Source organism: Streptomyces blastmyceticus, from assembly GCF_039521185.1.
Classification (GTDB): Bacteria; Actinomycetota; Actinomycetes; order Streptomycetales; family Streptomycetaceae; genus Streptomyces; species Streptomyces blastmyceticus.
Genome location: NZ_BAAABW010000028.1, coordinates 78,351 through 102,803, shown reverse-complemented (window position 1 = coordinate 102,803; position 24,453 = coordinate 78,351). Strand labels below are relative to the sequence as shown.

At 66.5% G+C, this 24,453-nt stretch carries 19 protein-coding genes, 1 rRNA gene and 3 pseudogenes; 7 read left to right on the top strand and 16 right to left on the bottom strand.

Annotation, left to right across the window (positions count from 1 at the left end; all coding sequences use genetic code 11):
- Positions 1–101: 101 nt before the first annotated feature.
- On the top strand, positions 102–392 hold the full coding sequence (locus ABD269_RS28095; RefSeq protein WP_344122336.1) for a hypothetical protein: 291 nt from the start codon (positions 102–104) through the stop codon (positions 390–392).
- Positions 393–517: 125 nt separating this feature from the next.
- Here ABD269_RS28095 and ABD269_RS28090 read toward each other — a convergent pair whose 3' ends face one another.
- From ABD269_RS28090 to ABD269_RS28080, 3 genes are read right to left on the bottom strand one after another with little or no spacing between them, the layout of a single operon-like run.
- On the bottom strand, positions 518–1,381 hold the full coding sequence (locus ABD269_RS28090; protein ID WP_344122334.1) for a recombinase RecT: 864 nt from the start codon (positions 1,379–1,381) through the stop codon (positions 518–520).
- A complete protein-coding gene (locus ABD269_RS28085) occupies positions 1,378–2,406 on the bottom strand; it encodes a YqaJ viral recombinase family nuclease (protein ID WP_344122332.1) in 1,029 nt (342 codons plus the stop codon). The genes ABD269_RS28090 and ABD269_RS28085 overlap by 4 nt, the downstream gene beginning before the upstream one ends.
- 14 nt (positions 2,407–2,420) lie before the next feature.
- A complete protein-coding gene (locus ABD269_RS28080; RefSeq protein ID WP_344122330.1) occupies positions 2,421–2,702 on the bottom strand; it encodes a hypothetical protein in 282 nt (93 codons plus the stop codon).
- 208 nt (positions 2,703–2,910) lie between these two features.
- Between ABD269_RS28080 and ABD269_RS28075 the strand changes: the two genes are divergently transcribed.
- The gene (locus tag ABD269_RS28075) at positions 2,911–3,312 is read left to right on the top strand and encodes a hypothetical protein (protein WP_344122328.1); all 402 of its coding nucleotides are present in this window, start codon (positions 2,911–2,913) and stop codon (positions 3,310–3,312) included.
- A 711-nt stretch (positions 3,313–4,023) separates the two neighbouring features.
- Here ABD269_RS28075 and ABD269_RS28070 read toward each other — a convergent pair.
- Together ABD269_RS28070 and ABD269_RS28065 are read right to left on the bottom strand one after the other, a co-directional pair.
- Positions 4,024–5,303: pseudogene (locus ABD269_RS28070) on the bottom strand (site-specific integrase).
- On the bottom strand, positions 5,300–5,806 hold the full coding sequence (locus tag ABD269_RS28065) for a transcriptional regulator (RefSeq protein WP_344122326.1): 507 nt from the start codon (positions 5,804–5,806) through the stop codon (positions 5,300–5,302). The pseudogene ABD269_RS28070 and the gene ABD269_RS28065 overlap by 4 nt, the downstream one beginning before the upstream one ends.
- A 292-nt stretch (positions 5,807–6,098) precedes the next feature.
- Between ABD269_RS28065 and ABD269_RS28060 the strand changes: the two are divergent.
- Positions 6,099–6,582: pseudogene (locus ABD269_RS28060) on the top strand (NUDIX domain-containing protein).
- 435 nt (positions 6,583–7,017) lie between these two features.
- Here ABD269_RS28060 and ABD269_RS28055 read toward each other — a convergent pair.
- Together ABD269_RS28055 and aspS are read right to left on the bottom strand one after the other, a co-directional pair.
- Positions 7,018–8,820 carry an AAA family ATPase gene (locus ABD269_RS28055; RefSeq protein ID WP_344122324.1) on the bottom strand — a complete coding sequence of 601 codons (1,803 nt, stop codon included), beginning with the start codon at positions 8,818–8,820 and terminating at the stop codon, positions 7,018–7,020.
- A 338-nt stretch (positions 8,821–9,158) separates the two neighbouring features.
- The gene (gene aspS / locus ABD269_RS28050; protein ID WP_344122322.1) at positions 9,159–10,475 is read right to left on the bottom strand and encodes an aspartate--tRNA(Asn) ligase; all 1,317 of its coding nucleotides are present in this window, start codon (positions 10,473–10,475) and stop codon (positions 9,159–9,161) included.
- A gap of 501 nt (positions 10,476–10,976) precedes the next feature.
- Between aspS and ABD269_RS28045 the strand changes: the two genes are divergently transcribed.
- Both ABD269_RS28045 and ABD269_RS28040 read left to right on the top strand, forming a co-directional pair.
- Positions 10,977–12,524: an Eco57I restriction-modification methylase domain-containing protein gene (locus ABD269_RS28045; RefSeq protein WP_344122320.1), complete on the top strand. Its 1,548-nt coding sequence runs from the start codon at positions 10,977–10,979 to the stop codon at positions 12,522–12,524.
- Positions 12,525–13,502 carry a BsuBI/PstI family type II restriction endonuclease gene (locus ABD269_RS28040; RefSeq protein ID WP_344122318.1) on the top strand — a complete coding sequence of 326 codons (978 nt, stop codon included), beginning with the start codon at positions 12,525–12,527 and terminating at the stop codon, positions 13,500–13,502.
- A 58-nt stretch (positions 13,503–13,560) separates the two neighbouring features.
- Here the strand turns inward: ABD269_RS28040 and rrf are convergent.
- A 5S ribosomal RNA gene (gene rrf, locus ABD269_RS28035) occupies positions 13,561–13,677 on the bottom strand.
- Between the two features lie 362 nt (positions 13,678–14,039).
- Here rrf and ABD269_RS28030 point away from each other — a divergent pair.
- Together ABD269_RS28030 and ABD269_RS35435 are read left to right on the top strand one after the other, a co-directional pair.
- Positions 14,040–16,100, top strand: a complete 2,061-nt coding sequence (locus ABD269_RS28030; RefSeq protein ID WP_344122316.1) for an ATP-binding protein — start codon at positions 14,040–14,042, stop codon at positions 16,098–16,100.
- Between the two features lie 69 nt (positions 16,101–16,169).
- Positions 16,170–16,265: pseudogene (locus ABD269_RS35435) on the top strand (nucleotidyltransferase domain-containing protein); the annotation flags it as partial.
- 27 nt (positions 16,266–16,292) lie between these two features.
- Here the strand turns inward: ABD269_RS35435 and ABD269_RS28025 are convergent.
- From ABD269_RS28025 to lysW, 8 genes are all read right to left on the bottom strand, one after another.
- The gene (locus tag ABD269_RS28025; protein WP_344122314.1) at positions 16,293–17,708 is read right to left on the bottom strand and encodes a hypothetical protein; all 1,416 of its coding nucleotides are present in this window, start codon (positions 17,706–17,708) and stop codon (positions 16,293–16,295) included.
- 431 nt (positions 17,709–18,139) lie between these two features.
- Positions 18,140–19,135, bottom strand: coding sequence for a transketolase family protein (locus tag ABD269_RS28020; RefSeq protein WP_344122312.1), 996 nt, complete (start codon positions 19,133–19,135; stop codon positions 18,140–18,142).
- Positions 19,132–20,010: a transketolase gene (locus ABD269_RS28015; RefSeq protein WP_344122310.1), complete on the bottom strand. Its 879-nt coding sequence runs from the start codon at positions 20,008–20,010 to the stop codon at positions 19,132–19,134. Before ABD269_RS28015 ends, ABD269_RS28020 begins: the two co-directional genes overlap by 4 nt.
- Complete coding sequence (locus tag ABD269_RS28010) at positions 20,010–21,134, bottom strand: M20/M25/M40 family metallo-hydrolase (protein ID WP_301893531.1); 1,125 nt, start codon at positions 21,132–21,134, stop codon at positions 20,010–20,012. The genes ABD269_RS28015 and ABD269_RS28010 overlap by 1 nt, the downstream gene beginning before the upstream one ends.
- Positions 21,131–22,009 carry a [LysW]-aminoadipate kinase gene (locus ABD269_RS28005; RefSeq protein ID WP_344122307.1) on the bottom strand — a complete coding sequence of 293 codons (879 nt, stop codon included), beginning with the start codon at positions 22,007–22,009 and terminating at the stop codon, positions 21,131–21,133. Before ABD269_RS28005 ends, ABD269_RS28010 begins: the two co-directional genes overlap by 4 nt.
- Before the next feature lie 133 nt (positions 22,010–22,142).
- On the bottom strand, positions 22,143–23,180 hold the full coding sequence (argC, locus tag ABD269_RS28000) for an N-acetyl-gamma-glutamyl-phosphate reductase (RefSeq protein ID WP_301893528.1): 1,038 nt from the start codon (positions 23,178–23,180) through the stop codon (positions 22,143–22,145).
- The gene (locus tag ABD269_RS27995; protein WP_344122714.1) at positions 23,168–24,013 is read right to left on the bottom strand and encodes a RimK family alpha-L-glutamate ligase; all 846 of its coding nucleotides are present in this window, start codon (positions 24,011–24,013) and stop codon (positions 23,168–23,170) included. The genes argC and ABD269_RS27995 overlap by 13 nt, the downstream gene beginning before the upstream one ends.
- Positions 24,014–24,042: 29 nt before the next feature.
- The gene (lysW, locus tag ABD269_RS27990; protein WP_116213109.1) at positions 24,043–24,207 is read right to left on the bottom strand and encodes a lysine biosynthesis protein LysW; all 165 of its coding nucleotides are present in this window, start codon (positions 24,205–24,207) and stop codon (positions 24,043–24,045) included.
- Between the last annotated feature and the right edge of the window lie 246 nt (positions 24,208–24,453).

Below are 24,453 nucleotides of genomic sequence, written 5' to 3'. Positions count from 1 at the left end.
CACTGCATTGCCGGGGTCATTTGCGGGGCACTCCGCCCGGGAAGTCGATAGATTCATTTACGTTTCTGTCGCAGCGGTCAAGAAACCTCCAGGAGTAGGAAATGAATAGCAAGTCTTCGGTCGTAAAAAATGGCGGGGCAGTGAAATACTCAAAGTCTGAAAGTGCCCGAGGTGTGGAATTCATCCCGATCGATCTGGGTAACGGCATTGAGAAATATCCGAGTGGCACTCGACTGAATGGGCTGACCCTCGAAGCGGAAGGCCCGTTCGACAGGGGTCGAGGCGGACGGTTTGTAAGCTCCATGGCTGGCAGTCATTACAAATATTTCTATGCAGTGGAAGAGGTGATCGCCGGAGTAAAGGTGATCGTCAGCGATGACGAGCTTGAATAGCGGGGGAGAAACAGGGGCGAGGACCCGGACGCCGGCGCCCAGTAGCTGCACAGCGCCCTCAGTCGGTGAGCTACCAGTGGGCATCACATAGCGTCCGGAGCACTGCCCGGCTCGGCCGTCTCGGGCTACCCGGTGAACTGCGAAGGAATGTCCTCGACTTGCTCGCCTTCCTGGGCGGCCGGCTGCTCGATGATCTCGCCCTCGATGTAGTCGCCGGGCACGTCGAGCCCCTCGGGCGAGGGATCGCGCCGAACGGTCCCGTCGTGCGCCACGGCACGCGCCAACTCGGCCGACTTGGGTAGCATCTTGAACAGTTGCCGTACGCAGGTCTTGCGAGCCATCGCGTCGTAGTCCGTCGCCCACGGACCGAAATCCTTGGCCTTGCTGCGCTTGCGGATCGCCTCGACGTCCTCGACGTCCAGGACGACGAACGCGTTGCCGCCGTTGGTGAGGCGAGCAACGGCGTAGTAGTGCGTCGCCGGTCCCTTGGCCGAGCCGAGCGCCGGCTTGTGGCGCAGCACCGGGTCGAGGCCGTACTCGTACGCGAACTCGTCGCCCTCGTACACCGTGTGGGTATCCAGGCCGGCGGCGAGCGGATGCTGCCAGAACAGGCGAATCATTCCCTGATAGCCGATGACGAGCTGCACCTCGTACGAACGCGTCTTCTTCGACCAGAACGGCAGCAGATACGCCTCGCCGGAGACCCCGCCGGGCTCAAGTCCCAGGGCCGCGCAGGTCATCAGCGCGCCGGCGAAGCTCTCGCGGGTGCACTCGGCGAGGTGCTCGACCCGACGCAGCTCGGTCAGCGCAATGCGGGCGATGCGGTCGGCGCCGCCGAGGTGGGCCGGCAGGGCGCGCTCGATCTCCGGCCGCATCTGCTGCACGAACTGCACGAGGGAGGCCGGCTGCGCGGGCCGGTTGGGCGGGACGGCGGGGGAGGTGGAACGGGTGCGCTTGGTGGCGACGCGCTCGGCGAGGTTCGTACTCATGCTGCGGCGTTCTCCTTCGAAACGACGAGGCGTCGGGCGCGGTGCGCCCGGAACTCGTCGGGTCGCTCGGTGGCGAGGCTCTTGGTGTCGAGCGCGTCGACGCGGTGCGTGTACTGCTGCGCGAGGTCCGGATGCGCGGCGGTGAAGCGTTTCTGCGAGAGCGGGCCGTTCTGCCGGTAGGTGTAGGCGGTGCGGCCCTGGACCTTGACGACCTCGGCCTCGCCGGCGGTCGCCTTCAGCCGGTTGTCGACCTCGCGCAACTCGTCGACGGTCCGCTGCTCGCGGGCCTTGAGCTCGCGCCGGCGCTCCAACAGCGGGAGCACCTCGGCCGGATCAGCGACCGTCACAGCGTCGGCCCTGACCTTGTAGAGGTGGCCGAGCAGCTCCTCGGTGGCCTCGGAACCGTCGACCGCCGGCGGGATGCCGTCGAGCACGCCCTGCCAGAACTCCCCGACGAGCTCGATGAGTTGCTCGACGAGGGCCTCGTCGCGCTCGACGCGGTGCACGACCAGGCGGTTACCGCCGAGCAGCGCAGCGACGTGCGCGTGCTGGTAGCCGGTGACGGCGAGGTACCAGTGCGTTTGAAGCGCCGGCCCGTCTGGAACGCCGAGCAGCCACTCGGCGAGCTGATAGGCGGACCGGGTCTTGATCTCCAGCAGGCTGGACGGATGTCCCCGCTCGTCGAGCACGTACCGGTCGACGTTGGCGAGCATCCACCGACGCTCGACATGCGCGAGCGTTCCCGGGCCCTCGACGACGCCGAGGCCGGTGCGCTCCGCGAACACCTTCGCGATCGTCGGCTCGTGAGCGTGCCCCCAGAAAGCGGCCTCGGCGAGGTCCGGGTGCTGCGGGCGGTCGAGTGGCAACTCGCCGCGCTTGTCGAGGTAGACCTCGTGCGGCGACGTGTACCGGCTCATGCCGAGCACCGCGGCGACGTCCGAGCCCCCGATGCCCCTACGACGGACGGCGAGCCACTGCTCACGGTCGATGGCTGACGGGGCGACAACAACCCCCGTGGGCGTCACGGTCGCAGCACTCGTCACCGGGCACCCCCGACGAACCGGGCGTACACGCGGTACTCGGCGACGCCGCCCTCAACGACCGTGCGGGACACCGCCTCGAACGCGCCGGCCGGGGCGTACGCAGCGAGCTTGGCCTTACGGATGGCTTGCGCTGCCGCCGCGGCGCGGGTGGTACTTGCCGCACGCTGGACCACGCCCCACGTGTTCGGGTGGGCTCGCAGCTCTCTTGCGATGCGGGTGTGCTTGGTGTCCTTCTGTACCGGCGGCGGTCCGATGAACTCGACGACGCTGGTGCCCATGCCTCCCCCTTCGGCCTGTATGCGAATAGAAACGGAAGGGTCTGCAAGCGCGCAGATCCGGCCTGATTGCCTGTTTCTGTTTCGGAACAAGATCACCGTAAGTCTCCCGTTACGGCACGTCAACGACGTTCTTCCAGGTGCGATAGAGGCTTTTGGCTGCTTGAATGAGGCTGTTTGCGTTTCGCGACAAGAACGGAGATGAGAACCCGTGTGGGAGTCTGGCGCCCCGTTCGGCGACTTGGTGCGCCAAGCAACAGCCGACGGGACAACGTGGCGCAAGCTCGCAGAGCGCGCCCTAGATCCAAAGACCGACTACAAGGCGTCGCATACGACCCTGTGGAAGATCGCCAACGAGCAGCAGGTGAAGATCCATCCCGCTCTCGTGCGGGCGGTCGCTGCCGCTGTCGGTAAGCCAGAGAGGGAGGTGCAGATCGCCGCCGCGCAGCAGTACATCGGCCTCATGGCAGGTGACCCTCTCGACGTCAGCACCCCGAAGGTTGGCGTCGTCGTCGCTCACGTGCCCGGGATGACCCCCGAGGACATGCCGAAAGTTCAAGAGCTACTTACCCGCTGGTCAAGCAGTGGTAAGTCTGAAACACAGTCAGATTAAGATCACGCCCGCACGTAAGCGCGTGACCTGCACACTTGCCTCGGAGTAGTGTGGTTGGGCTCCTGCTCGGACATGTGTTCGAGCAGGGTCCAGTCATGCCGCGAGGGGGCATCTTGATCTCCGTCACCCGTACCCGACTCGACAACGGAATACCGGCAGTCGCTCAGGCGACTGCTGACGCGCTGCGCATTGCGATCGATGACCGGCACATCACCGCTGCCGGCGCGGTCGCCCTTGAGCGCGTCCTGAACGGGCTAGCACCCCAGCGGCGGTCGCCCGAGGCCGATGTTGAGGGGGGCGAGTGATCGAAAACACTGGAGGAAGGGCCGCGCGGACGACCGTGCGGCCCTTCGTGCTTGATGCCGCAAATCCCCAGGTGGGCGGCGCCTGACGCGTGCCCGCTGCGTGCCCATTGCGTGCCCGGACTGCTCTGGACTGTCCGCCATCGGTCGGCATCAGGAGTGCCGCCACGAGCCTCTGACCTGCATGTATTGGCATATGGCGGCACCCTGTGAACCCACCCGACATTTCGGATCTTGAGCTCGTAATGCGTAGGTCTCGGGTTCGAATCCCGAAGGCGGCTCAGAGAAACCCCAAGTCATATTGCCCGTGACCTGGGGTTTTCTGTTGCCTGGGCATGCCGAGCCGCGCGACGGGGACATCCCGAGGACAGCTTGCGGGAGCGATGCGTGAGCGGAGCGCCGCCAGGACCTACTTCTCGGGCTTCTGGCGCTTGGCCTTCTTCTTGGCCTGGGCCTGGGCTTTCGCCTTGTTCTTCGGCTTACTGGCGTCGCCCTTGCGGGCCTTCTCGGCCTTCGCCTTCTTCGCCGCCTTGCGGGCTGCCTTCTCCGCCTCGGCCTTGCGCTGAAGCGGGACCAGCTTCGCCGTCGCCTCGGCGGCGTTCTTGCCGACCTGGGGCAGGGCGCTCTGGTAAATGTCCCGCGTGATGCGGGTGTCACTGAAGTGGGTGTCGAGGTTCGTCTCCGACCACGGCTGTCCGCACGCCTCTCCACGGCGCAGGCTGCGGAAGGCGATCACGTGCCACATCGCGTACAGTCGGCCCTCGGCGACGAAGTCGAGGACGGCGCCGGTCTGCTGGGGCGTCCAGACCATCACGGGCGACGGCTTCTCGCCCGTCTGTTCCCATTTGGCGACCCGCTCGTCCGTCCACACGAGCGCCTTCGGCTTGCGCACGGGATCGATCTCGACATGGGCGGCCGGGTTGAACGTGATGATCTGCTGCCCGATCGCGTCGTTCAGGGCCGCACGGAGGGTTGCCTTGACGTGCTGGCGTGTGGCAGGGCCGGTGATGCGGCGGAACGGCGGCGTCTCGTCGATCGCCGCCTTCATGGCCTTGCGGCGGGCGCGTTTGTCCACGCCCTTCCACGGCACGGTCGCCAACTCGTCGATCGCGGCTCGCCGTTGATCGTTCTGCTCCAGGATCTGGGCGTTGGCCTCGCGGATGTCCGTGAACATCTCGCTGAGGTGGCTGACGCGCAGCCGGTCGAGGCGTCGGCCTCCGATGCGTGGCTTGAGGTGCACGCGGATGTCGGTCTCGTAGCGGTTCAGGCCGGACTTGCGTTTGCGCTTGCCCGCCAGCCACCGGTCGAGCCATTCGCTCACGGCGAGGCTGCCGATGTCTTGGCCGGCGTTGAGGCGCCGCCTCGTCTCCTCGACGTCGGGCAGGGGAGTCTTCTCGCTGCTGACTGCCGTCAGCATGGCGGCGATCAGCTCCGTGCCCTCGGGGTCGTCCGACTCGGCCAGGCCGAGGAGGGCGCGGACGTGATCGAGGTCGGCCTGGGCTGCCTTGCGGCTGTCGAAGCCGCCACGGGCGAAGGACCTGCGGCCGCCGTTCTTACGCGGGGGGCAGCTCCTGGCGTATCGAGTAGGTGCAAGTGGTTCCTGCTGTTGCGCTTGGGGCAGGAGGTGCCGAGTTTCTTGCCGGTCTTGGGGCCGCGGCAGGAACAGTGGCGGTAGGTGGAGCCCTTCAAAGACCATTCTTCTCAGTGGTGTTGGCATTGCTGCCGGGTTCGGGTGGGACTACGTCGGCGAGTTCGGCTGGCAGGTCGGGGAGGAGGCCGCGGCCACGGCGGATGAAGGAGCGGGCTACGCGGAGGCGTTGCTTGGCCTTATCGATGCGCTCCAGGCAGGTGGCCTGGTCGCGCAGGGCCTCGGCCCGTTCTGTGGCACTGGTCGCCTGCTCGACGGCGTACCGTGCGTAGCTCTCGCTGGCCATCGCGGAGCGCGCCTCGCCGAGGGCCTCGATGTGCTCGCGCTGGTAGCGGAGCATGTCGCGGTCGGCCAGGGAGTCGCTGTCCTGAGCGATGAACCAGCACATGGCCTCCCACCGAGCAATTCGGTGCTCGTACGGGAGCCGCTGGACCTCGGCGACGTAACCGATCGGGTAGGTGAGGCAGATCGGGTTCGTGTGCAGTGCCTTGGCCAGGACCATGACGTCGACCAGGGGCAGGTTGGCGCGGCGACCGGATTCCATATTGGCGATGACGTTGCGGGGATCGGGTGGCTGATCTTCTCGCACCGGTCGGCGAGGTCCTGGGCGCTCATACGCAACTCCTTCCTTCGGCGTCGGACCTCAGCGGCCACAGTGGCCACGACGTGGTCAGCCCACTCGGGGATGTCGTCCTCGTCTTCGTCCTCGTATCCAGCATCGAAATCGTGTTGTGTCATGAGGACCCATTAGCTTCGCCATCCTGGATTTAGTGGCGCAGGCGCAGGCGCAGGCGCAGGCACGGGGCAGTTGGCGGTCGCCGGTTGCAGTCCGTCCCGTGAGCGAGAACGAGCACGAAGCGAAGACGGCCCACCCGCGCATGGCAGCCGGTGCGCTCTTCTTCGACGACGCCGACTGGATCCTGCTCGTTGAACCTCGTACAAGGACTACCGCGAAATCCCCGGCGGCTACGTCGAGCGCGGGAATCTCCCTTGCAAGCCTGTGTGCGCGAAGTCCACGAAGAGCTCGGCATCAAGCCCGCCATCGGCCGCCTGCTCGTCGTGGACTGGGCGCCGAATCCAGGGGAGGGCGACAAGGTTCTCTATCTCTTCGAGGGGGGCCGCCTCACCGTGGATGAGTGCCGGCACATCGAACTCCAGGCTGACGAGCTCCGCGGCTACGCCTTCTACGAAGCAGGGGGGCTGGCAGAACTCACGATCCCTCGCCTCGTCCGCCGTACCACGGCTGGCGTCGAGGCCCGTGCTCGCGGTGTGACTGCCTACCTGGAACACGGAGTGTCGCCGACGGCAGGGCCCAGGTAGGGATCTTCCGGCTGATAGCCCCAATCTGCTCGGCACCATCCGGGATGATCTTGCAGGCCCTCTCCTTGCAGGAACCAGGCCGTAACGATGCAGCGCCCATGGGGCCACACCCAGAGCCCGTGAGCGGCTAGCGCATTTTATTACATTTAGGGCGAAATGGGCCGTCTGGAAGCGGGGGTGATGTCAGTGCCATGGGGAAGAATCCCTTTTGGAGAGGGAGACTCATGACTGACGAGCAAAATGCCTCTGACCAGCGCATTCCTGCTCCGGGTGGCTGTCGCTGGTGCGGGATAGAGGCGCGGGAGCACGCACAGCGGTGGAAGCCGCCGGTGGGGTGGCACAAGTGGGAGCCTCCGACGTTGGAGCAGCGGAAGGAGCGCATGCTCGCACGGCGGAAGCGCAAGACTGGCGAGGCTAGGGTGGTGTTACGCGCCTTTAGCCTGCGGCCAGCTTTCTGACCTCGCTAAAGATCTCTCGCAGCTGTGCAGGGACCTGATCCGGGCTGGTCAGCGTAGTCACCAGCTCGAACATCATGTCGGGCTTTCCGCTGGGCCCATTGAGGCTTCCCTGGCGAAGCATGTTCAGCACCTCTTTGCTGAACTTCTGACCGGGACGTTGAGCTGCGAAGTCGCTCGCTGTCCAGGGCTCGTCCTTCGGCCAGAGGTCATTCGCGGCTGTGGTCCACAGGTCGTCCGAGAACAGTTCCTCCAACTCGTTGAACGACTCCGGTTCGCCGACGAAGCGGACCACATCGTCAACGGCATTGCCGAAGAACTGTTGGAGACGAGCCGCCTTGAAGAGTCCCTTCGGCAAGTTGCGGCTGTCGGCATCCACCATGAGCATCACGGAGCGCTCGTGCTCGACCAGGTAGCGGGCCAGATGCAGTGCCCCCTCGTTGTTGAAACACGCCCATAGAGCGACGCCAGCCGACTGCAGGGACTGCCCCTCGGACAGCCCGAACAACATGGGGATCACCCGTTGCTCGGTCTCGCCCTCGACGGCCAAGAAGCAGCGCTCATGCAGGAGTACGGAGTTGCGCAAGCCCACCGCTGCTGCAATGCGCCCCAGATGGCCGTCAATTTCGTCGTGGGCGTCAGTCCCCAGCCGCTCTATCAGTGTTCGCCCGTTTTCCAACCGCAGGTGGACGACATCGGCGATGTCGACGCCGTCGATCAGATTCATAGAGTGGGTGGCCACGATGACGTTGACATGAGGCAGGGCACTCTGATCCCTGATCAGCTGCATGATCTTGCGCTGGTGGCCATAGTCGAGGTGCGTGTCTGGCTCGTCGTAGATCACGATCGTTTGCACTGGCGGTGGGGCATCCTCGACAGAGTCCGGCTCGGCCGTGTGGTCGACGTCGCCGAGCTCCTCTTGCGCGAGTAGCTGGCTGTTCCACTCCCAGATCGCAAGAGAGATGCGGCGACCGCTACCTAGACCAGAGCGGTTGAGGCCGACGGCTTCACCCTTGGTGCGCGCGATGCGTAGCGGAGTGCCCCGGAGGCTATGGGTGAAGGAGACCTCGGGCTCGACGTACACCTCAGCCAAGTCATCGCAGCGGCTCTGAATGTGCTCGCACAGGGACTTGGCGTCGTTCTGGAGTCGGTCCTTGATGCCGTCTTCGATCGTCTGCAGACTTCCCTGCAGCGTGGGGTCGGCCATGTGGGCCTGAAAGCGCCCCATCAGTGCCGTCTTGACGGCACCGTCAGGATCAGCCGTCTTCCCATCGAACGGCATGAGTCGGGGCAGCCTGCGGTCCATACCCTTCGGAGCGGGAATCCACGCCGCCGTCGAGGCGTGCGCCATGCCGTACTTGCGCAACATCGGCTCGATGTCGCCGCGCTTGATGGACGTCAGGTCGGGCAGGACTTCCTTGGCCAGCGTCCTGACCTCTGCAAGGGACAGCTTGGAGGGGTCGCGTAGTCGATCATCGTCCGCCAGTGGCGCCCAGCATTCCAGGACGGGGGCCTCGTCAGCAGTGGAGCGTCTCCGTACACACAGCTCCGCGGGAAGGCCGAACTCTTCTTGCTCCCAAGCGTCGAGAGTAAACAGCCCTTCCACCCAGGTAGTCGAGCACCGTGACAGGGATGCCATATCCTCCGCATTGGCGGAAGGAGCCAGCGCGTACGTGCGGTCGTCCTCGGCCAGTTGTTCGTTCCCCACGAGGAATGCGAGAGCAGCGAGCACGGCGCTCTTACCGCCGTCGTTCTGTCCGGCGAGGATGGTCGGTGTGCTCACGGGGATGTCGCGTACATCCTCTAGGGACCGGAATCCACACACGGTGAAGCTGTGCATGTGCACCGTTCTCAGCCGCTCCGTTCCCTTGCACCGAGGGTCAGCCACGAGCTGCCTCAGCGTCCTACCACAGCCATTGACTGGGACGAAGGTCTCCCAGACGCATCATCCTATGTCTTGCGGAGATGGCTCGTTGAAGTCGTGCGCGGATCTGACTGAATCAGACCGATCCAGATAGGCGCGCGTCCAACGAAGTGGCCCTCTGGGGGATCCGCGCACACAAGTTCCTGCTCGACCTTCGATCTGCAACCGCGGCGAGGGCAGCAGTGTGCATGGCGCAGTCAGGGCGTGAGACGGTTCGGTCCGCGGAACAGGAAGGCCGCCTCGCGGATGGAGTCCAGACCAAGCATGACCATCAGAATTCGCCCGAGGCCGGCGCCGAGGCCGCCGTGGGGCGGGCAGCCGAAGCGGAAGATGTTCAGGTAGACCTGCATGGGCTCGGTGCTCATGCCCTTCTCCTCCGCCTGCTTCAGCAGGACGTCGGAGCGGTGCTCGCGCTGGGCGCCAGTGGTGACCTCCAGGCCCTTCCACAGCAGGTCGAAGCTGAGCGTCAGGTCCGCCCGGTCCGCAGGGCGCATGTGGTAGAAGGGCCGGATGCTCGCCGGGTAGTGCGTGATGAACGCGAACTCGTGCCCGGTCTGCTCCTTCATGTGCGCGGCGATTCGACGCTCACCGTCCGGGTCCAGGTCCTCCTTCACGCCCTCCGGGTCCCACCCGCCGGCCCGCAGGACCTCCTGCGCCTTGGCCATCGTGATCCGCGGGAACGGCGTCTCCGGCACCGTCACCTCGACCCCGAAGACCTCCCGGATCTGCTCCCCGTGCACGTCGGTGACCTTGCCGATGGGGTGGGCGACCATCTGCTCCTTGAAGGCCATTACCTCCTCGACGTCGTCGATCCACGACAGCTCCACGTCCACACCGGTGAACTCGGTCGCGTGCCGGGAGGTGAACGACGGCTCGGCCCGGAAGACCGGCCCGATCTCGAAGACCCGGTCGATGCCGGCGGCCACCGCCATCTGCTTGTAGAACTGCGGCGACTGCGCCAGGTACGCCAAGCGGTCGAAGTACCTGAGCCTGAACACCTCCGCCCCGGACTCCGAGGCGGTCCGCATCAGCTTCGGGGTGTGCATCTCCGTGCAGCCGTACTCCATGGCGTGCTCGCGCAGCCCCTGCTCCAGGGTCGTCTGCACGGCGAACACGAGCTGTGCGGTCTCCCGCTTGCGGACGTCGAGGAAGCGCCAGTCCAGCCGGGCCTCGGGCCCGGTGTGCTCGTCGATCGGCGACGGCGGCTCCGCCAGGTTCAGCACCTGGACCGACTCGGGGACGAGCTCCAGGCCGCCGAGCTTGACCTGGGGCGCATCCACGACGCGCCCCGTGATCCGTACGGCGGACTCCGGTGTGAGGGACTCGAGGACAGCCTCCAGCGGGCCGCCGTCGCGCTTGTGGGTCACATGGACCATGCCGGAGTGGTCGCGCAGGATCACGAACTGCATCTTGCGCTGCAGCCGGAGTGTGTTCACCCAGCCGGACACGGAGACGGTCTGGTTGATGTGACCGCGTAGGTCAGAGGTCAGAACGCGGCTCGTAGTGTGGATCATCGCAGCCCTCCAGGGGCGTCGTCGTGATCCCTTGGGAGTGCGGGCGAGAAGGGAACTCGCGGTACCACCGCACTTTCGCGGCCACCCGGGGGCAACAGCCCCATTCAGCCCTGTGACGGGGACGAACCGGCGGGGCATTGGACCAGGTGGCCGTTCCTCCCCGCGCTCAGGAGGGTCTTCACCTCGGGCGGGAGTCCGCCTTCCCAGCTACCGGCGGCTCTCCCTGGTCGCGTGATCCTCAGCTACTGGTCTCCGTCTTCGCGTTGCCCACGAGGATAGGGACCATATAAATCTCCCGCAACGGAATCACGGCACTGGTACGCGACCTGGCCGAATCACGCCTTCGTCTTGGCCCCACCTGCACCATCACCTGGCCCATGGTTGGCGATGACCTTCGATAGCCGTTCGGCTCGTAACCCGCTGCCCGTGGCTCACCACGAACGCCAGCCGTGTTATCCACAGGCAAGCAGGACTGGAGCCACAGCTGGCTAGGCTGTGTCTATGGCAACAGGAGCACCAGCAGCGGTAACGGATCTTGTGATCCGCACGGAAGCGCGTAGGCAGGAATCGTCCGAGGCGTTGGACGCTAAGCAGCGTGCGAAGCTCGGTCAGTACTTCACCCCTGCCCCTGCCGCGGACTTCATTGCTTCCCTCGCCAGGTTGGAAGCGTCTGAGACGATCCGCGTTCTGGATCCTGGTGCTGGCGCCGGCTCCCTCACGGCATCCCTTGTCATGCGGATCTTGCACGAGCAACCGCGGTCGCGCATCTCTGTCACGGCATGCGAGGTGGATCCGCAGCTGCATGAGACTCTGGCTGCCACGCTCGCCGACTGCGTCAGCACAGCGGAAGCAGTCGGCGGTTCCGTCGAGGTGAACCTCGTACCTGGCGACTTCATCGCGTGGGCGACCGAGGACGATGGCTTGTTCGCCGAGACGCGAGAACGCTTCGACCTGGTGATCATGAATCCGCCCTACAAGAAACTGGCTGCAAACTCGCGAGAGCGCAGGGCGGTCACCGAGAAATGTACTGAGACGTCGAATCTTTACTCGGCCTTCATGGCACTTGGTGTCCACCTGCTGGCGCCTGGCGGCCAGCTGGTGGCGATCACGCCTAGGAGCTTTGCTAATGGACCCTACTTCCGGCCGTTCCGGAAGTATTTCCTGGACCGAATGCACCTCGACCATGTGCATGTATTCGAAGCTCGCAATAAGGTCTTCGCCGACACTGATGTTCTGCAAGAGAACGTCATCTTCTCTGCGACGCGAACCGATGCAAGTGGCCGCGGCCCGGTAACGGTGTCGACCAGCAAGAGCTACTCGAGTGAGATTCGAAGTCGCAGTGTTCGTTATGCGGAAATGGTGCACCCGGAGGATCGAGAATTCTTCATTCACATCAGTGCTGACGAAGAGGACACGCAGCTTGCGCAGGCCCATGCCAGCCTGCCGGCTGCCCTTGCTGACCTTCACTGTCAGGTCTCTACCGGCCGTGTAGTTGACTTCCGTAGCAGGGAACACCTCCGGCCTGACCCCGTCCTTGGGTCTGTTCCTTTGATCTATCCCTTGCATATGCGCGAGGGCGGCATTTCTTGGCCCGTTCCGGGGGCGAAAAAGAACAACGCCATCATGCTAAACGGGGAAACCGAGAAGATGACGTTCCCCCGCGGTTATTATGTCGTAGTGAAACGCCTATCCTCCAAAGAGGAGAAGCGTCGCGTCGTGGCTGCCGTATTCGATCCGAGCCAGGTTCCTTGCGACCGAATTGGGTTCGAGAACCATGTGAATGTCTTCCATGAGGCTGGCGAAGGCTTGTCAGAAGACGTTGCGAGGGGCCTCTGCTTGTGGCTGAATTCTACGCTGCTGGACCGGTTCATTCGACGGTTCAGTGGCCACACTCAGGTAAATGCTACAGACCTGCGAAACCTTCGCTATCCAAGCCGAAAGCAGCTCTCCGAAATGGGGCGGGGTTGGGACAGTGATGTCTGGCTGGGGCAGGAAAAGATCGACGAAGTCGTAGAGCGGAATATCGAGAAAGCGGAGGCTGAAAACTAAATGACTAAGCAGACCGTCATTGAATTTGATGGAGGCGCGCGTGAAAATAAGCTTACGGAGGCCCGTAGGCTTCTCCAGCTTCTTGGTTTCGACTCGGAGCGTTCCAATGAGCGCTCGGCCTATGTGCTCCTAGCTCTTCTGGAACTCGGCCCTGATCAGGACTGGACGCAAGCTGAAAGGTCCATGCTTCGGACTGTGCAGATCATGCAGTGGCTGCGCGACTTCTATGAGAAGGATTACGCTGCAAACAGCCGCGAGACGATCCGCCGGTTCACGCTGCACCAGTTCGTCGACGCGGGCCTCGTTGTGCAGAATCCCGATCAGCCGGACCGGCCGGTGAATTCGCCGAAGTGGTGCTACCAGATAGAGCCCGCTGCCCATGACCTCATTACATCGTTCGGGCAGGATGGATTCGATGAGCAGCTTGCCGAGTACCTTGCAGAGCGCCCCGGTCTTCAGGCGTTGTACGCGCGGGAGCGGGAGATGAACAGGATCCCGGTTCAGCTTCCTGGGGGAAAGAAGATTGACCTCAGTCCAGGTGGTCAGAACACCTTGATCGTGCAGATCATAGACGAGTTCTGCGAGCGGTACACGCCCAACGGTGAGGTGCTCTATGTTGGTGATGCCGACAAAAAATTGGCGTGGTTCGAAGAAGATTCACTCGCGGAGCTCGGCATCGAGGTCGATTCGCATGGAAAGATGCCAGACGTTGTGGTATTTCTCCGGGATCGGAACTGGCTCGTCTTGATTGAAGCGGCGTCTTCCCACGGCCCGGTCGACGCCAAAAGGCACAGGGAGCTCAGTGAGCTGTTCCGAGGATCATCGGCCGGCCTCGTCTTCATCTCTGCACTGCCGTCGCGTGCTGAACTGCGTAAGTACCTCAAGGAAATCGCTTGGGAGACGGACGTCTGGTGCGCAGATAACCCCACACACCTGATTCACTTTAACGGTGAACGCTTCCTGGGTCCGTACAGCTAAGATCGGCACAAAGTAAGGGGCCGTTCCGCAAAATTGCGGAACGGCCCCTTCAGGTTTAATTCGGCGACGACCTACTCTCCCACGAGGTCCCCCTCGCAGTACCATCGGCGCTGGCAAGCTTAGCTTCCGGGTTCGAAATGTTACCGGGCGTTTTCTCGCCGCTATGGTCACCGAAAATCTGGTGAGCGCTTCCTGGCGTAGAAGCGCTTTCGTCGGCTGAGTATACAGGCCGATATTGGTCGCCGTGCACCTGGCCTGTGCTGATGCAAAGCCGGACAGGGCAGCCGGGAGGTGGCCGGCGACAGCGTTCCACCCCAGCTGAGAGGCTGGGCGCTCTCGGCTTCCATGAGTCCCCGAACTGCATGTGATGGCCTGACGGCCGTGGTCCCTGTGTCGGTAATGGGTCAGAACCGGCCAAGTGTGCTGCTTGGCAGCGAGATTATCCGGCCAATCGGCCTGCGCCGTGCTTGGGCGTGGCTACGCTGCGTGGCACCTGGGATCTTGTGACGCGGGCGGATCGGGCCCGAAGGAGGACGCTTGAACACGCATCTGCGCTTTGCGCCGGAGATCCTGATCCGCCTGGGGGAGGAGCTGATCCCGCACCCCGACCTCGGGGTGATTGAACTTGTCCGCAACGCCTATGACGCGGATGCGACGAAGGCCATCGTTCAGCTCCACAACGCAACCCAAGCCGGCGGCACCCTTGTGGTTGAAGATGATGGCGACGGCATGACGGCCGAGGACATCCGCGAGGGCTTCCTCCTCATCGGGAGGTCGCAGAAGTCTGGTGCAACGGACAGCCACTCCAAGCGTCGTCGCATCGGTGAGAAGGGGCTGGGTCGCCTGGCGGCACTGCGCCTTGGCCGCCGGGTGGAGCTGCTGTCCCGCCCGCGTAGCGAGCCCGGCGTGGAGCACAGGCTCGTCATCGACTGGTCTGACTACGACTCGGTTGGCTCGGTCGAAGAGGTCGAGCTCACGGTTGTCACGCAGACAACATCGAAGAAGCCTGGCACCTCGTTGACCGTTCGCCAGCTGCGGCAGGGCTTCGAGAAAGAGCAGATGGATCGGCTTGCCCGTGCCATGCGCCTGGTCACGGGGTTCTTCAATGACGAGGACACAGGTTTCACCGCAACGCTCATTGCGCCCCAGTTCGATAGGGTCTCGGACGCAGTAAATCGAAGTTTCTTCGACGAGTATGAATACAAGCTCGAAGCCAATCTCGACGAAGAGGGATACGCCAGTACCGTCCTCTACGACTGGAAAGGCCGCGTAATCACCCGAGGGGAGCACGTCGACGTCGCGCCGGATAGCCGCGGGGGGCGACTCCAGCCCCCTCTGAGGTATCAGGCGCCAGCGGCGTCCTTCGAGCTGTGGATGTTCCTGCTGGACAAGCGTTCGTTCGAACTTCGTGGCTCGAAGAACCAGTTCACTTCTCTGCGTCCGTGGCTCAAGGTTGTCGGTGGTGTTCACCTCTTTCACCGAGGCCTGCGTGTGCACCCTTATGGCGATCCGGGCTTCGATTGGCTAGACCTGAACCTCTTGAGGGCTCGTAACCCACAACTTCGCCCCTCCACCAACAACAGCATTGGGCGTGTGTCGGTCGATGACCCGGATGGATTTCTCATTCCGAAGACGGACCGAATGGGGTTCCAGGAGAACGCCGCGTTCATGGAACTCTGTGATTTTGCCCGAGGCGCCACGGAATGGGCGGCAAGAGAACGCAAGAGGATCCGAGACGGTGAGAAGCTAGGGGTTCCTTCGCCCGCTCAGCGCCCTTCGCCTGCCGAGCGCCCTGCACCTATCGATGACCGCCTCGAGCCCCCCAAGAGCTCGCCGGACGACCGTAGGGCTTGGGACACGGCACCGCAGCCGGAACTGTTGACGCTGGCGCCGAGTCTGCCTGCGCAGCGCCGCGAGGCGCCCTTGCCGACGATGCGGCCGGAGCACCTTCTCTATCGGTCCCTCGCCACTGCTGGAATCCTTGCTTCTGCGTTCGGGCGTGACACAGCAGCCGGAAATGATGCCAGCGAAGTAGGTCTCGAGGCTATCGACCTTGCGGGAATCGCTACGCGAGCGGCACGGTCAGATAGCTTCCGCGTCGACATCGTCGACCTGAACGAAGTGGTCAGCCGAGCCTTGGGTGGGGTGCGTCCCCAGCTGGAGCGACGCGGCATCTCTATCGACGAGGAGTACTGGGAGGAGCCGATTCGTGTCGCGGCCGCGGTGTCGGACCTGGAGGCGATCGTCTTCAATCTGGCCGCCAATGCCATGAGCTCATTCGCGCGAGCCGGTGATCTGTTGGGGGACCGAACCGTGCAGGTCCGGACTCGGGTTGAGGAGGGCCGCGCGGCTTTCGACTTTTCCGATTCAGGTCCGGGGATCGTCGACGTCGACCTTGCACACATGTGGCGTCCGGGTGTGACAGGGCCGGGGACTGAGGGCGCCGGACTCGGCCTGACAGTCGTGCGTGATGCCGTTGCGGACATGTGTGGCAGGCGGTCGGTGGTTGAGGATGGGGATCTTGCGGCTGACGCGTCCGGGGAGCTGGGGGGCGCGTCCTTCCGTATCCGCCTTCCCACGCGGATCGCAGGCGAGTAGGTGAGGACGGGGTCGGGGCTGGTGAAGAGCGGCGATCTTGGGGAATGGAGCCCCGCTCCCACGTCGGAGATGGCAGGGGTCTTCAAGGATGCTGGCTTTCCGTGGTGGATCGCCGGCGGTCGGGCGATCGAGCTCTTCATTGGCCACGAGCTGCGGGCGCACGGAGACCTCGACATTCTTGTGCTGCCTCTCTCAGGCTCCCCACCCCCGGTGTGCTTCGGGACCGTGTGGGCTCCAGCTGTTCAGGTACGGCTTCAGTTCCTCTGGCTTCGGTTCGCGGGCGGTAGGCATTGCGGGGAGCTGGGTCAGCGGGTCGAGGTGGCGGATGTATTGCTGCATCCATGCCAGCCACTGTCGCGTCGAGGCCACTTCTGCGTCGTCCCCTTCCGGGGCCGCTTCGATTCGGCGCTCCAAGGCGTTGGCGTACGCGCTCAGTTGCGTCGCTTCCTGCCATTGGTGAGCCTGTGAACGGAGTACCTCGGCGAACTGGTCTTGGGCGGCCTGCTCCTTCGCCTTCTCCATGGCCGCTCTCCAACGGACCTCGCGCTCGGCTTTCGCGCGCTCCTCGTCCACCTGACGCTGAGCGTCCTCCACGGCGCGGGTTTCGATCTCCCGCAGAATGGCCCCGAGGATGTCCTCCAGCACCCAGCGTTTGCGATCGGCCCACCGGGACTGCGGGCTGGACCGGCTGTAGCCGAGTTCGATCACGAGGCTCTTGGAACGCTCCGGGTCGGTGGACTGCGGAGACTCCTGCTGGATCGTGACGGTGTAGGTGAAGCCGCCGACGATCACGTTCAGCTCGCCCTCGCGACGCGAGTAGCCCGAGGGGTAGTGCCTGCCCGCGTACGTGTAGGCACGGCTGCGGTAGCGGTCGGGGACGCGGTGTTCCTTCACCTCGTGTCCGCGGCGTACGGTCTCGGCGGCCAGGCCCTGGAGCAGCAGTAGGGAGCGACGACGGAGTGGGGTCGGCATTACCAGTCGGCACTCGTCGTCCTTCAGTGCGGCAATGGCTGGATGCGGGGAGCGCAACTGGCTCGGGACCTGGATGGGCGGGGCATCCTCTGGTGCCTGCCTCCGTGAGTTGGGGTGTGGCCCTTCAACCAGAGAGATCAGCAGGTCGCGATTCCACATGCGGATTCTCTCGATGCGTTTGCCCTCGGGTACGAGGCCATGGCGTTTCGCGTAGTCGATCACGCGCCGCCATTCCGTCACCGTTGCCTCGTCGGGCTGGGCGATGGTGAGACGCCTCTCCGCGACGAGTCGCCTGATGAGCTCAGTCGCCTTCGCACGACGGGCGAGGGGGATCGGTCTGTCGCCGTAGGACGGTGATCGGCCGCCAGCCTTCCCCTCTTCCTTGACGAGCTTCTCGTCCCCAGAATGCGCCGGGTCGTCAGGGTGGTGGCCGTGTTGGATGTAGAACGTGCCTGCCTCGGTGACCTGTGCCTGCACCTCGCCACCGCTCCGCTTGATTATCGCCAGCCCGCGGTCGCGTAGCGCGTAGGCGGAGCGCCACTCGCCGGGATCCCAGGAGGCTCCGGGTTCAGCGCTGTTCGCGAGCTGGCCGAGGAGGGCGAGTTGCCGTTCGTTCAGGGGAGGCCAGCGATGCATAGCAACAGCTGACCCTGGGAGCTGGTCAGGTGCAATGACTCGTACGGGTGGTCGCTCCTGGAGAGGGGAGAAAGACGAGGCCCGCCGCCCGCCGGCCAGCCCGCGTTGCGTGAGCGCTGCGTGAGCGGACGGGGTGGTATGGGGCGGATTGGGTGGCGCGTGGGTTGAGGGTAGCAGGTCTCTGACCTGGGAAAACGGGATTCTGCGGCACTCGCCAGCACCACCCGAGACGATCTTGCAGGCCCTCGTAATGCGTAGGTCTCGGGTTCGAATCCCGAAGGCGGCTCAGGCGAAGCCCAGGTCAGACTTTTCTGACCTGGGCTTTCTTGTTGCCCTTGCGTCGTCGCAGGGTCCAGATCATGGCTTCGGCCCTTCCCGGAACCGAGGCTCCGCCCGGAGCCCCGAACCGCCCCCCTCCCTCGTTCGAGGTATCAACCCCCAGCGCCCAGCGCCTCCCGCACCCGTTCGGTGATCGCCTCTGCCGTGATGCCGTTGCGTTCCACGAGGTGGCTCTGGCCGCCCGTGCCGCGGGCGAAGTGGTCGCCGAGGGCGACGCGGCGGACGGGGGTGGGGACGCCGAGTTCGGCGATCGTCTCGGCGGTCGCGGAGCCCAGGCCGCCCGCCGCCCAGTGCTCCTCCACGGTGACGACGGCCTTCGTCGTCCGCGCGGCTGTGATCAGAGCCCGGGTGTCCAGGGGCTTGATCGTGTGGAAGTTGAGCACCGCCGCCTCGATGCCCGCGCCGGCGAGCGTGTCGGCCGCTTCGAGCGCGGCGAGCACGGGGTACGGGCCGGTGGCCACCAGCGTCACGTCGTCGCCCTCGCGCAGCCGCTGGGCCTCGCCGAGCCGCAGGGGCGGGGCGCCGGCGGGCAGGTCCGGGGTGGCGTTGCGGCCCAGGCGGATGTAGACGGGGCCCGGGAGCTCCTGGGCCTGCCGGATGAGGGCCTCGGTGGAGGCGGCGTCGGTGGGGACCACGACCGTGAGGTTCGGGAGCAGCCTGGTGATGGCCAGGTCCTCCAGCGAGTGGTGCGTGGAGCCCAGGTGGCCCGCGGCGAGGCCGCCGTGGGTGGCGGCGATCCGTACGGGCAGGTTGTTCAGGGCGATGTCCAGCTTCAGGGACTCCAGCGCCCGTGTGGTGGCGAACGTCGCCATCGTGTTGACGAACGGCAGCCGCCCGGACCTTGCCAGGCCCGCGGCCACGCCCATCAGGTTCTGCTCGGCGATGCCGAGGTTGACGTAGCGGGCGGAAGTGCCGCCGAAGTCCACGCCGTTGAACAGTCCGGTGTCGCTGTCCAGGCACACCACCCGCTCGTCGGCGGCGAGGAACTCCACGAGCAGGTCTCGGTAGACCTCGCGGCTGGAGGGGATCGCGGGTGCCGGAGCGGCCTCCGCCGGGGCCGGGTGGGCTTCGGTCGCCACGGTGGTCATGCCTGTGCCGCCTTCCTGGACTGGGCGCGCAGGATCGCCAGCGCCCGCTTCTTCGGTCGCTCGCCGAGGCGGGCGTAGTGGCTGCGCGCCTGTCCCTCGATGTAGGGCAGGCCGCGGCCCTTGACCGTCCGCGCGATCAGCACGGTCGGCCGGTCCGCGTCGTACGGGATGCCGTCGAGCGTGGCGCGGAGTTCGGCGATGTCGTGCCCGTCCACCTCGTGCACGTTCCACCCGAAGCTGTGCCAGCGGTCGGCCAGCGGCTCCAGGGCGACGGCGTTCTCGGTCGGGCCGGTGATCTGCAGGCTGTTGCGGTCCACGACGGCGACGAGCCGGCCGAGGCCGAGCGAGCCGGCCGCCATCGCGGCCTCCCAGTTGGAGCCCTCCTGGAGCTCGCCGTCGCCGAGGAGGACGAAGGTGCGCCGGGGAGAGGCGTCGAGCCGGGCCGCGAGGGCGAAGCCGACGCCCAGCGGCAGCCCGTGCCCGAGGGAGCCGGTGGGCATCTCGACGCCGGGCACGGCCGGGTTGGGGTGCGCGGAGAAAAGGCTCTCCGGCCTGCCGTACGTGGCCAGGTCCTCGGCGGGGAAGAAGCCGCGCTCCGCCAGGGCGGCGTAGAGGCCGATCGCGCCGTGGCCCTTGCTCAGCAGCAGCACGTCGCGCTCGGGGTCGTCGGGCGCCGCGGGGTCGATGCGCAACACCGAGCGGTAGAGCGTCACCAGGATCTCGACGAGGGACATCGAGCCGCCGAGGTGACCTCCTTCGGCGGAGCCGCACATCTCCACGATCAGCTCGCGGACGCGCAGGGCGTGTTCCTCGGGTGCGAGGTCGCCGGTCCATGCGCTGCCCGTGGGGGAACCGGTGGGGGGAGTGGCACTCATCAGCTTTCCTCGGATACGTGCGGGGCGGTGGCCTGCGCCGGGAGGGAGGCGCCGAGTTCACACAGGGCGGCGGACAGCACCTCGATGCCGCCGAGGTAGTCGGACAGCACGACGTGCTCGTCGTCCGCGTGGTCGAGCCTGCTGTCGCCGGGGCCGTAGGTGGCCATCGGGACGTCCCAGACCTCGGCCAGGGTGTTCATGTCGGAGGTCGCCGTCTTCACCTTCATGGACGGCTTGGCGCCCTGCTTCCGGATGCCGGCCGCGAGGGCCCGGACGACCGGGTCCGTACGGCCCACGCGGCACGCCTCGACGGTGTTGACGACCGTGATCCGGCCCTCGGGCACGGCCTCGGTCAGCCGGTGCACGAGCTTGTGGTGGTCGAAGCCGGGCGGGATGCGGATGCTGAACTCCGCCTTCGCCGTGGTGATGTCACCGTTGATCGACACGAGCGTGGGGCCCGGCTGGTCGAAGGAGCCGTGGCCCGCGTCCGGCCCCAGCAGCTCCAGCAGCGCCGACCAGGCGCCCGCGGCCAGCTCCGTCGCCTTGGGCAGCGGGTTGCTGGGGTGGGTCGCCTCGCACTCCACCTCGTAGAGCAGGTCGAGCTTGCCCTTGTAGCCGAGCACGACGGTCGACCAGCCGCTCGGCTCGCCGATGACGAACGCGTCCGGCCTGGGGTGGGTGCGCCGGATGTGCACCGCGCCGCGCGACAGCGCCGTCTCCTCCTCCACGGCGCCCACGACCACGATCCGGCCCCGGAAGTCCGTCGCGGTGGCGGCCGCGCAGACCATGGTGGCCAGCGGGGTCTTGGCGTCCACGGCGCCGCGCCCGTAGAGCCGCCCCTCGGCGGCGTAGACGGGCAGGTCGCCGGTGACGGTGTCCATGTGGCCGAGCAGCATCACCGTCGGCCCGTCGCCGCGGACGATCTCGCCGACGGCGTTGCCCGCCTCGTCGACCCGGGCGTCGAAGCCGAGCTCCGTCATGCTCTCGGCCAGGAAGGCGGCGAGCTCCCCCTCCTCGTACGAGGGGGACGGGATCTCCAGCATGCGGCGCAGCATGCCGACCGCGTACGACTCCGTGCACGAGGAGGCGCCCGCTCGTGGTGTGCGGCTGATCGGCGTGCTCATCGGAGTGCCTCTTCCCCGGCCGTCGCGGGCCTGTCGGTCGTGTCCGTCGCCGCCGGCTCTTCGGCGATCACGATCTCGGTGGCGTGGCCCGCCAGCGCGGCCCGTACGGGGTCGGGCCGGCGGCCGTCGGCTATCAGTACGCGCCGCGCCCCGCCGAGCAGGGCCTCCCGGGCCGCGATGAGCTTGAGGCCCATGCCGCCGCCGACGTGCGGCGGCGCCCCGGTGGGCGGTACGGCGCAGACCGGCAGCACGGAGCTCTCGTCCGCCGGGTCCGCGAGGACGCCCGGCGCGCCGGTCAGCAGGACGAGCGTCTCCGCGCGGAGCGCCCCGGCGACGGCCGCGGCGGCGCGGTCGGCGTCGGTGTTCACCGGACGGCCGTCCTCCGCGAGGGCGGGCGGGGAGATCACCGGCACCGAGCCGGCGTCCAGCAAGGTGTGCAGCAAAGCGGTGTTGACCTCGGTCACGCGGCCGCTGTGGTCGTCGCGGACCAGTACCTTCCGGCCGTCGACGATCGCGCGGTGCGCGGACTTGCGCCTGGCGCGCAGCAGGCCGCCGTCGAGGCCGGTGAGCCCGACGGCGGAGACGCCCCTGTCGACGAGGGCGGCGACGAGGCGGGGTTTGGCGAGCCCGGCGAGTGCGAGGTGGACCACTTCCAGGGTCGCGGCGTCGGTGTGGCGGGCGGATACGCCGTCCGGCGAGGTGAGGCGGCGGGTCGGGACGTTCATGCGGTGGGCGAGGTCCTCTATGTCGGCCGAGCCGCCGTGCACGAGGGCGATGCGGTCGCCCTCGTGCGTCATTGCCGCTATGTCCTCGCAGATGGCGAGGGGGTCTACGGCTGCGTTGCCGCCGCATTTGACGACGGTGGTGTGCTGCATGCTTTTCGGCCTTTCGGCTTCTGGGGGTGGCGGGTTTCTTTCCCCGGCCCCGCCCCTTCCCGGCTGCATCCGATATGCGGCTCCGCCGCGTGAGGGCTTCGCCCCGGACCCCCGGATGGGCTGGATTTCGGCGTCAGTTGGGGTGCAGGCCCGTGAATTCCAGGCCCAGGGATTCCGGCCAGCCCTGGCGGATGTTCAAGCACTGGACCGCGTTGCCCGAGCCGCCCTTCACCAGGTTGTCGAGCGCGCCCACCACCACCGCGGTGCCCGGTTCGTCGCCGACCGAGAAGCCGACGTCGCAGAAGTTCGACCCGGAGAGGATCTTCGGCTCCGGCAGCCGGTAGAGGCCGCGCTTCTGGGCGACGACGCGCACGAACCGCTCGTCCGCGTACGCCTCGCGGTACGCCCGGCGCAGGGCGCGCTCGTCCGTGCCCTCGGTGAGCTGTACGCGGCAGAGCACCTGCACGCCGCGTACGGCCTCCACCCCGGTGGCGGTCATGCTGACCGGCAGCCCGGTGGACTGGGTGATCTCCGCCTGGTGGCGGTGGCTGTTGGGCGCGAAGATCCGCATGGCGCCGCTGCGTTCGGCGTGGATGTTGGACGAGCCGGCCGAGATGCCGGAGCCGCTGGAGCCGGTGCGGGCGTCGACCTGGATGCCGCCCGTGAGCAGCCCGGCCTCGCTGAGCGGGCGGAGCGCCAGGATGCCGGCGGTCGCCATGCAGCCCGGTACGGAGATGCGGTCGCTCTCCCGGATCTCCTTGCGGTGCCACTCGGGGAGGCCCGTGGTGAAGGTGGGGATGAGCTCGGGGGCGGTGTGCGGGGTGCCGTAGTGGTGCTCGTAGACCTGTGGGTCGCGCAGCCGGAAGTCGCCGGAGAGGTCGATGACCTGCTCGGCGAGCCCGAGGAACTCGGGCATCCGGCCCATGGTCTCCTTGTGCGGCGTCGCCAGGAAGAGGACGTCGAAGCTGCCCTCGGCCTCCGCCAGCCGGTCGTTGGCGACGAAGGTCAGGTCGGTCGCCCCGCGCAGGTTGGGGTGCGGGCCGTCCACCCGCTTGCCCGCGAAGCGGTTCGAGGTCGCGACGGTCACCTCGACGCGGGGGTGGCCGATGAGGAGCCGTAGGAGTTCGCCGCCGATGTATCCGGAGGCTCCGACAACCGCTACTCGCAGCATGATTCAGACCTTGTCATGAGATGTTCGACGATCCGGTCGGCCACGTCCACGCGGTCGCCCATGGCCCGCTGGAAGCCCGAGAACTCGACGCCGTGGTTGACCTCCAGGACCACCACCTCGCCGTCGTCGCTCTCGATCAGGTCGACGCCCGCGATGTCGGCCGCCACGGTCTTCGCGGCCATGACGGCGAGTTCGGCCATCCCGGGCGAGGGGGTGAACGCCTCCGTGGTCGCGCCGCGCGCCACATTGGTGCGCCACTGGGTGCCGCGGCGGTAGGTGGCGCCGAGCACCTCGCCGCCCACGACGATCATGCGGATGTCGCGGTCGGGCTTGGCGATCAGTTCCTGGACGTAGACGATGTGCGACTGCGGGGCCGGGAGGGCGGCGATGTACTCCATCACCGTCTCGGCCGTCCGCCGGTCCGGCAGCAGGGTCACCAGGCGGCCCCAGGAGCCCACGAGGGGCTTGACCACGGCGGGGTAGCCGATCTCCTCCAGGGCGTCGAGCGCGGCCTCGGGCGTGAGGGCGAGCGCGGTGCGCGGGGTGGGCAGGCCGGCCCGGCGCAGAGCCACGGAGGTCTGCCACTTGTCACCGCAGACCTCGGTGGCCGCCGCCGAGTTGACCACGGTGGCTCCGGCCGCCTCCAGGGCGCGCGCGGCGTACAGGGCACGGGCGTGGCCGATCTCGCGGTTGAGCACGATCCGCCACGGCGGCCGCTGCGCGTGCAGAAGACTCCACGACGCCCGGCTGTCGACGTACTCGCAGTGGGCGCCCCGTCGTTCGAAGGCGTCGAGAAGCCGCTTCTCATCCGCTCTCATACGGGATGCGAGCATGGCGAAGGGGCCCGGGCGCGTGGAGGTGGTCACTCGCCCCAGTCCTCTTCGATCTCCGGGGCCAGCACGAGCTCCACCGGGTCGACGGAGATGAGCTCGAGCTCGCTGGAGCAGCCGGCGCACTCCACGATCTCACTCACCCGGGGGTTCTCCATGAGGGCCACGGAACCTTCGCACTCCGGACACTTCGCCATGAAAACTGCTCTCCCATCGCACTGTTGCGGAATCGCGCACTTGACATGCACTTGATGCGCGGACCAAGGCTAGGGGCCCCGCTCCGGGGCGGGCATCCACTCGTTTGATGATTCGCGCGGGTCGATTCCGTTGACCGGGACCGGCATTTCCCGATGGCGCGTCGACGCGCGTCCACAACTTCTCAACGGCAGGCTGACCCGGGCCCGCTCCAATTCCCGTCCGCGGCGCCCGCCGCGGGCGGTCGG

Bases quoted from the DNA above. Each gene is read 5' to 3' on its own strand.
- ABD269_RS28095 (WP_344122336.1), top strand. From the start codon at position 102: ATGAATAGCAAGTCTTCGGTCGTAAAAAATGGCGGGGCAGTGAAATAC.
- ABD269_RS28090 (WP_344122334.1), bottom strand. From the start codon at position 1,381: ATGAGTACGAACCTCGCCGAGCGCGTCGCCACCAAGCGCACCCGTTCC.
- ABD269_RS28080 (WP_344122330.1), bottom strand. From the start codon at position 2,702: ATGGGCACCAGCGTCGTCGAGTTCATCGGACCGCCGCCGGTACAGAAG.
- ABD269_RS28065 (WP_344122326.1), bottom strand. From the start codon at position 5,806: ATGGAATCCGGTCGCCGCGCCAACCTGCCCCTGGTCGACGTCATGGTC.
- aspS (WP_344122322.1), bottom strand. From the start codon at position 10,475: ATGATCCACACTACGAGCCGCGTTCTGACCTCTGACCTACGCGGTCAC.
- ABD269_RS28045 (WP_344122320.1), top strand. From the start codon at position 10,977: ATGGCAACAGGAGCACCAGCAGCGGTAACGGATCTTGTGATCCGCACG.
- ABD269_RS28040 (WP_344122318.1), top strand. From the start codon at position 12,525: ATGACTAAGCAGACCGTCATTGAATTTGATGGAGGCGCGCGTGAAAAT.
- ABD269_RS28025 (WP_344122314.1), bottom strand. From the start codon at position 17,708: ATGCATCGCTGGCCTCCCCTGAACGAACGGCAACTCGCCCTCCTCGGC.
- ABD269_RS28020 (WP_344122312.1), bottom strand. From the start codon at position 19,135: ATGACCACCGTGGCGACCGAAGCCCACCCGGCCCCGGCGGAGGCCGCT.
- ABD269_RS28015 (WP_344122310.1), bottom strand. From the start codon at position 20,010: ATGAGTGCCACTCCCCCCACCGGTTCCCCCACGGGCAGCGCATGGACC.
- ABD269_RS28010 (WP_301893531.1), bottom strand. From the start codon at position 21,134: ATGAGCACGCCGATCAGCCGCACACCACGAGCGGGCGCCTCCTCGTGC.
- ABD269_RS28005 (WP_344122307.1), bottom strand. From the start codon at position 22,009: ATGCAGCACACCACCGTCGTCAAATGCGGCGGCAACGCAGCCGTAGAC.
- argC (WP_301893528.1), bottom strand. From the start codon at position 23,180: ATGCTGCGAGTAGCGGTTGTCGGAGCCTCCGGATACATCGGCGGCGAA.
- ABD269_RS27995 (WP_344122714.1), bottom strand. From the start codon at position 24,013: ATGCTCGCATCCCGTATGAGAGCGGATGAGAAGCGGCTTCTCGACGCC.
- lysW (WP_116213109.1), bottom strand. From the start codon at position 24,207: ATGGCGAAGTGTCCGGAGTGCGAAGGTTCCGTGGCCCTCATGGAGAAC.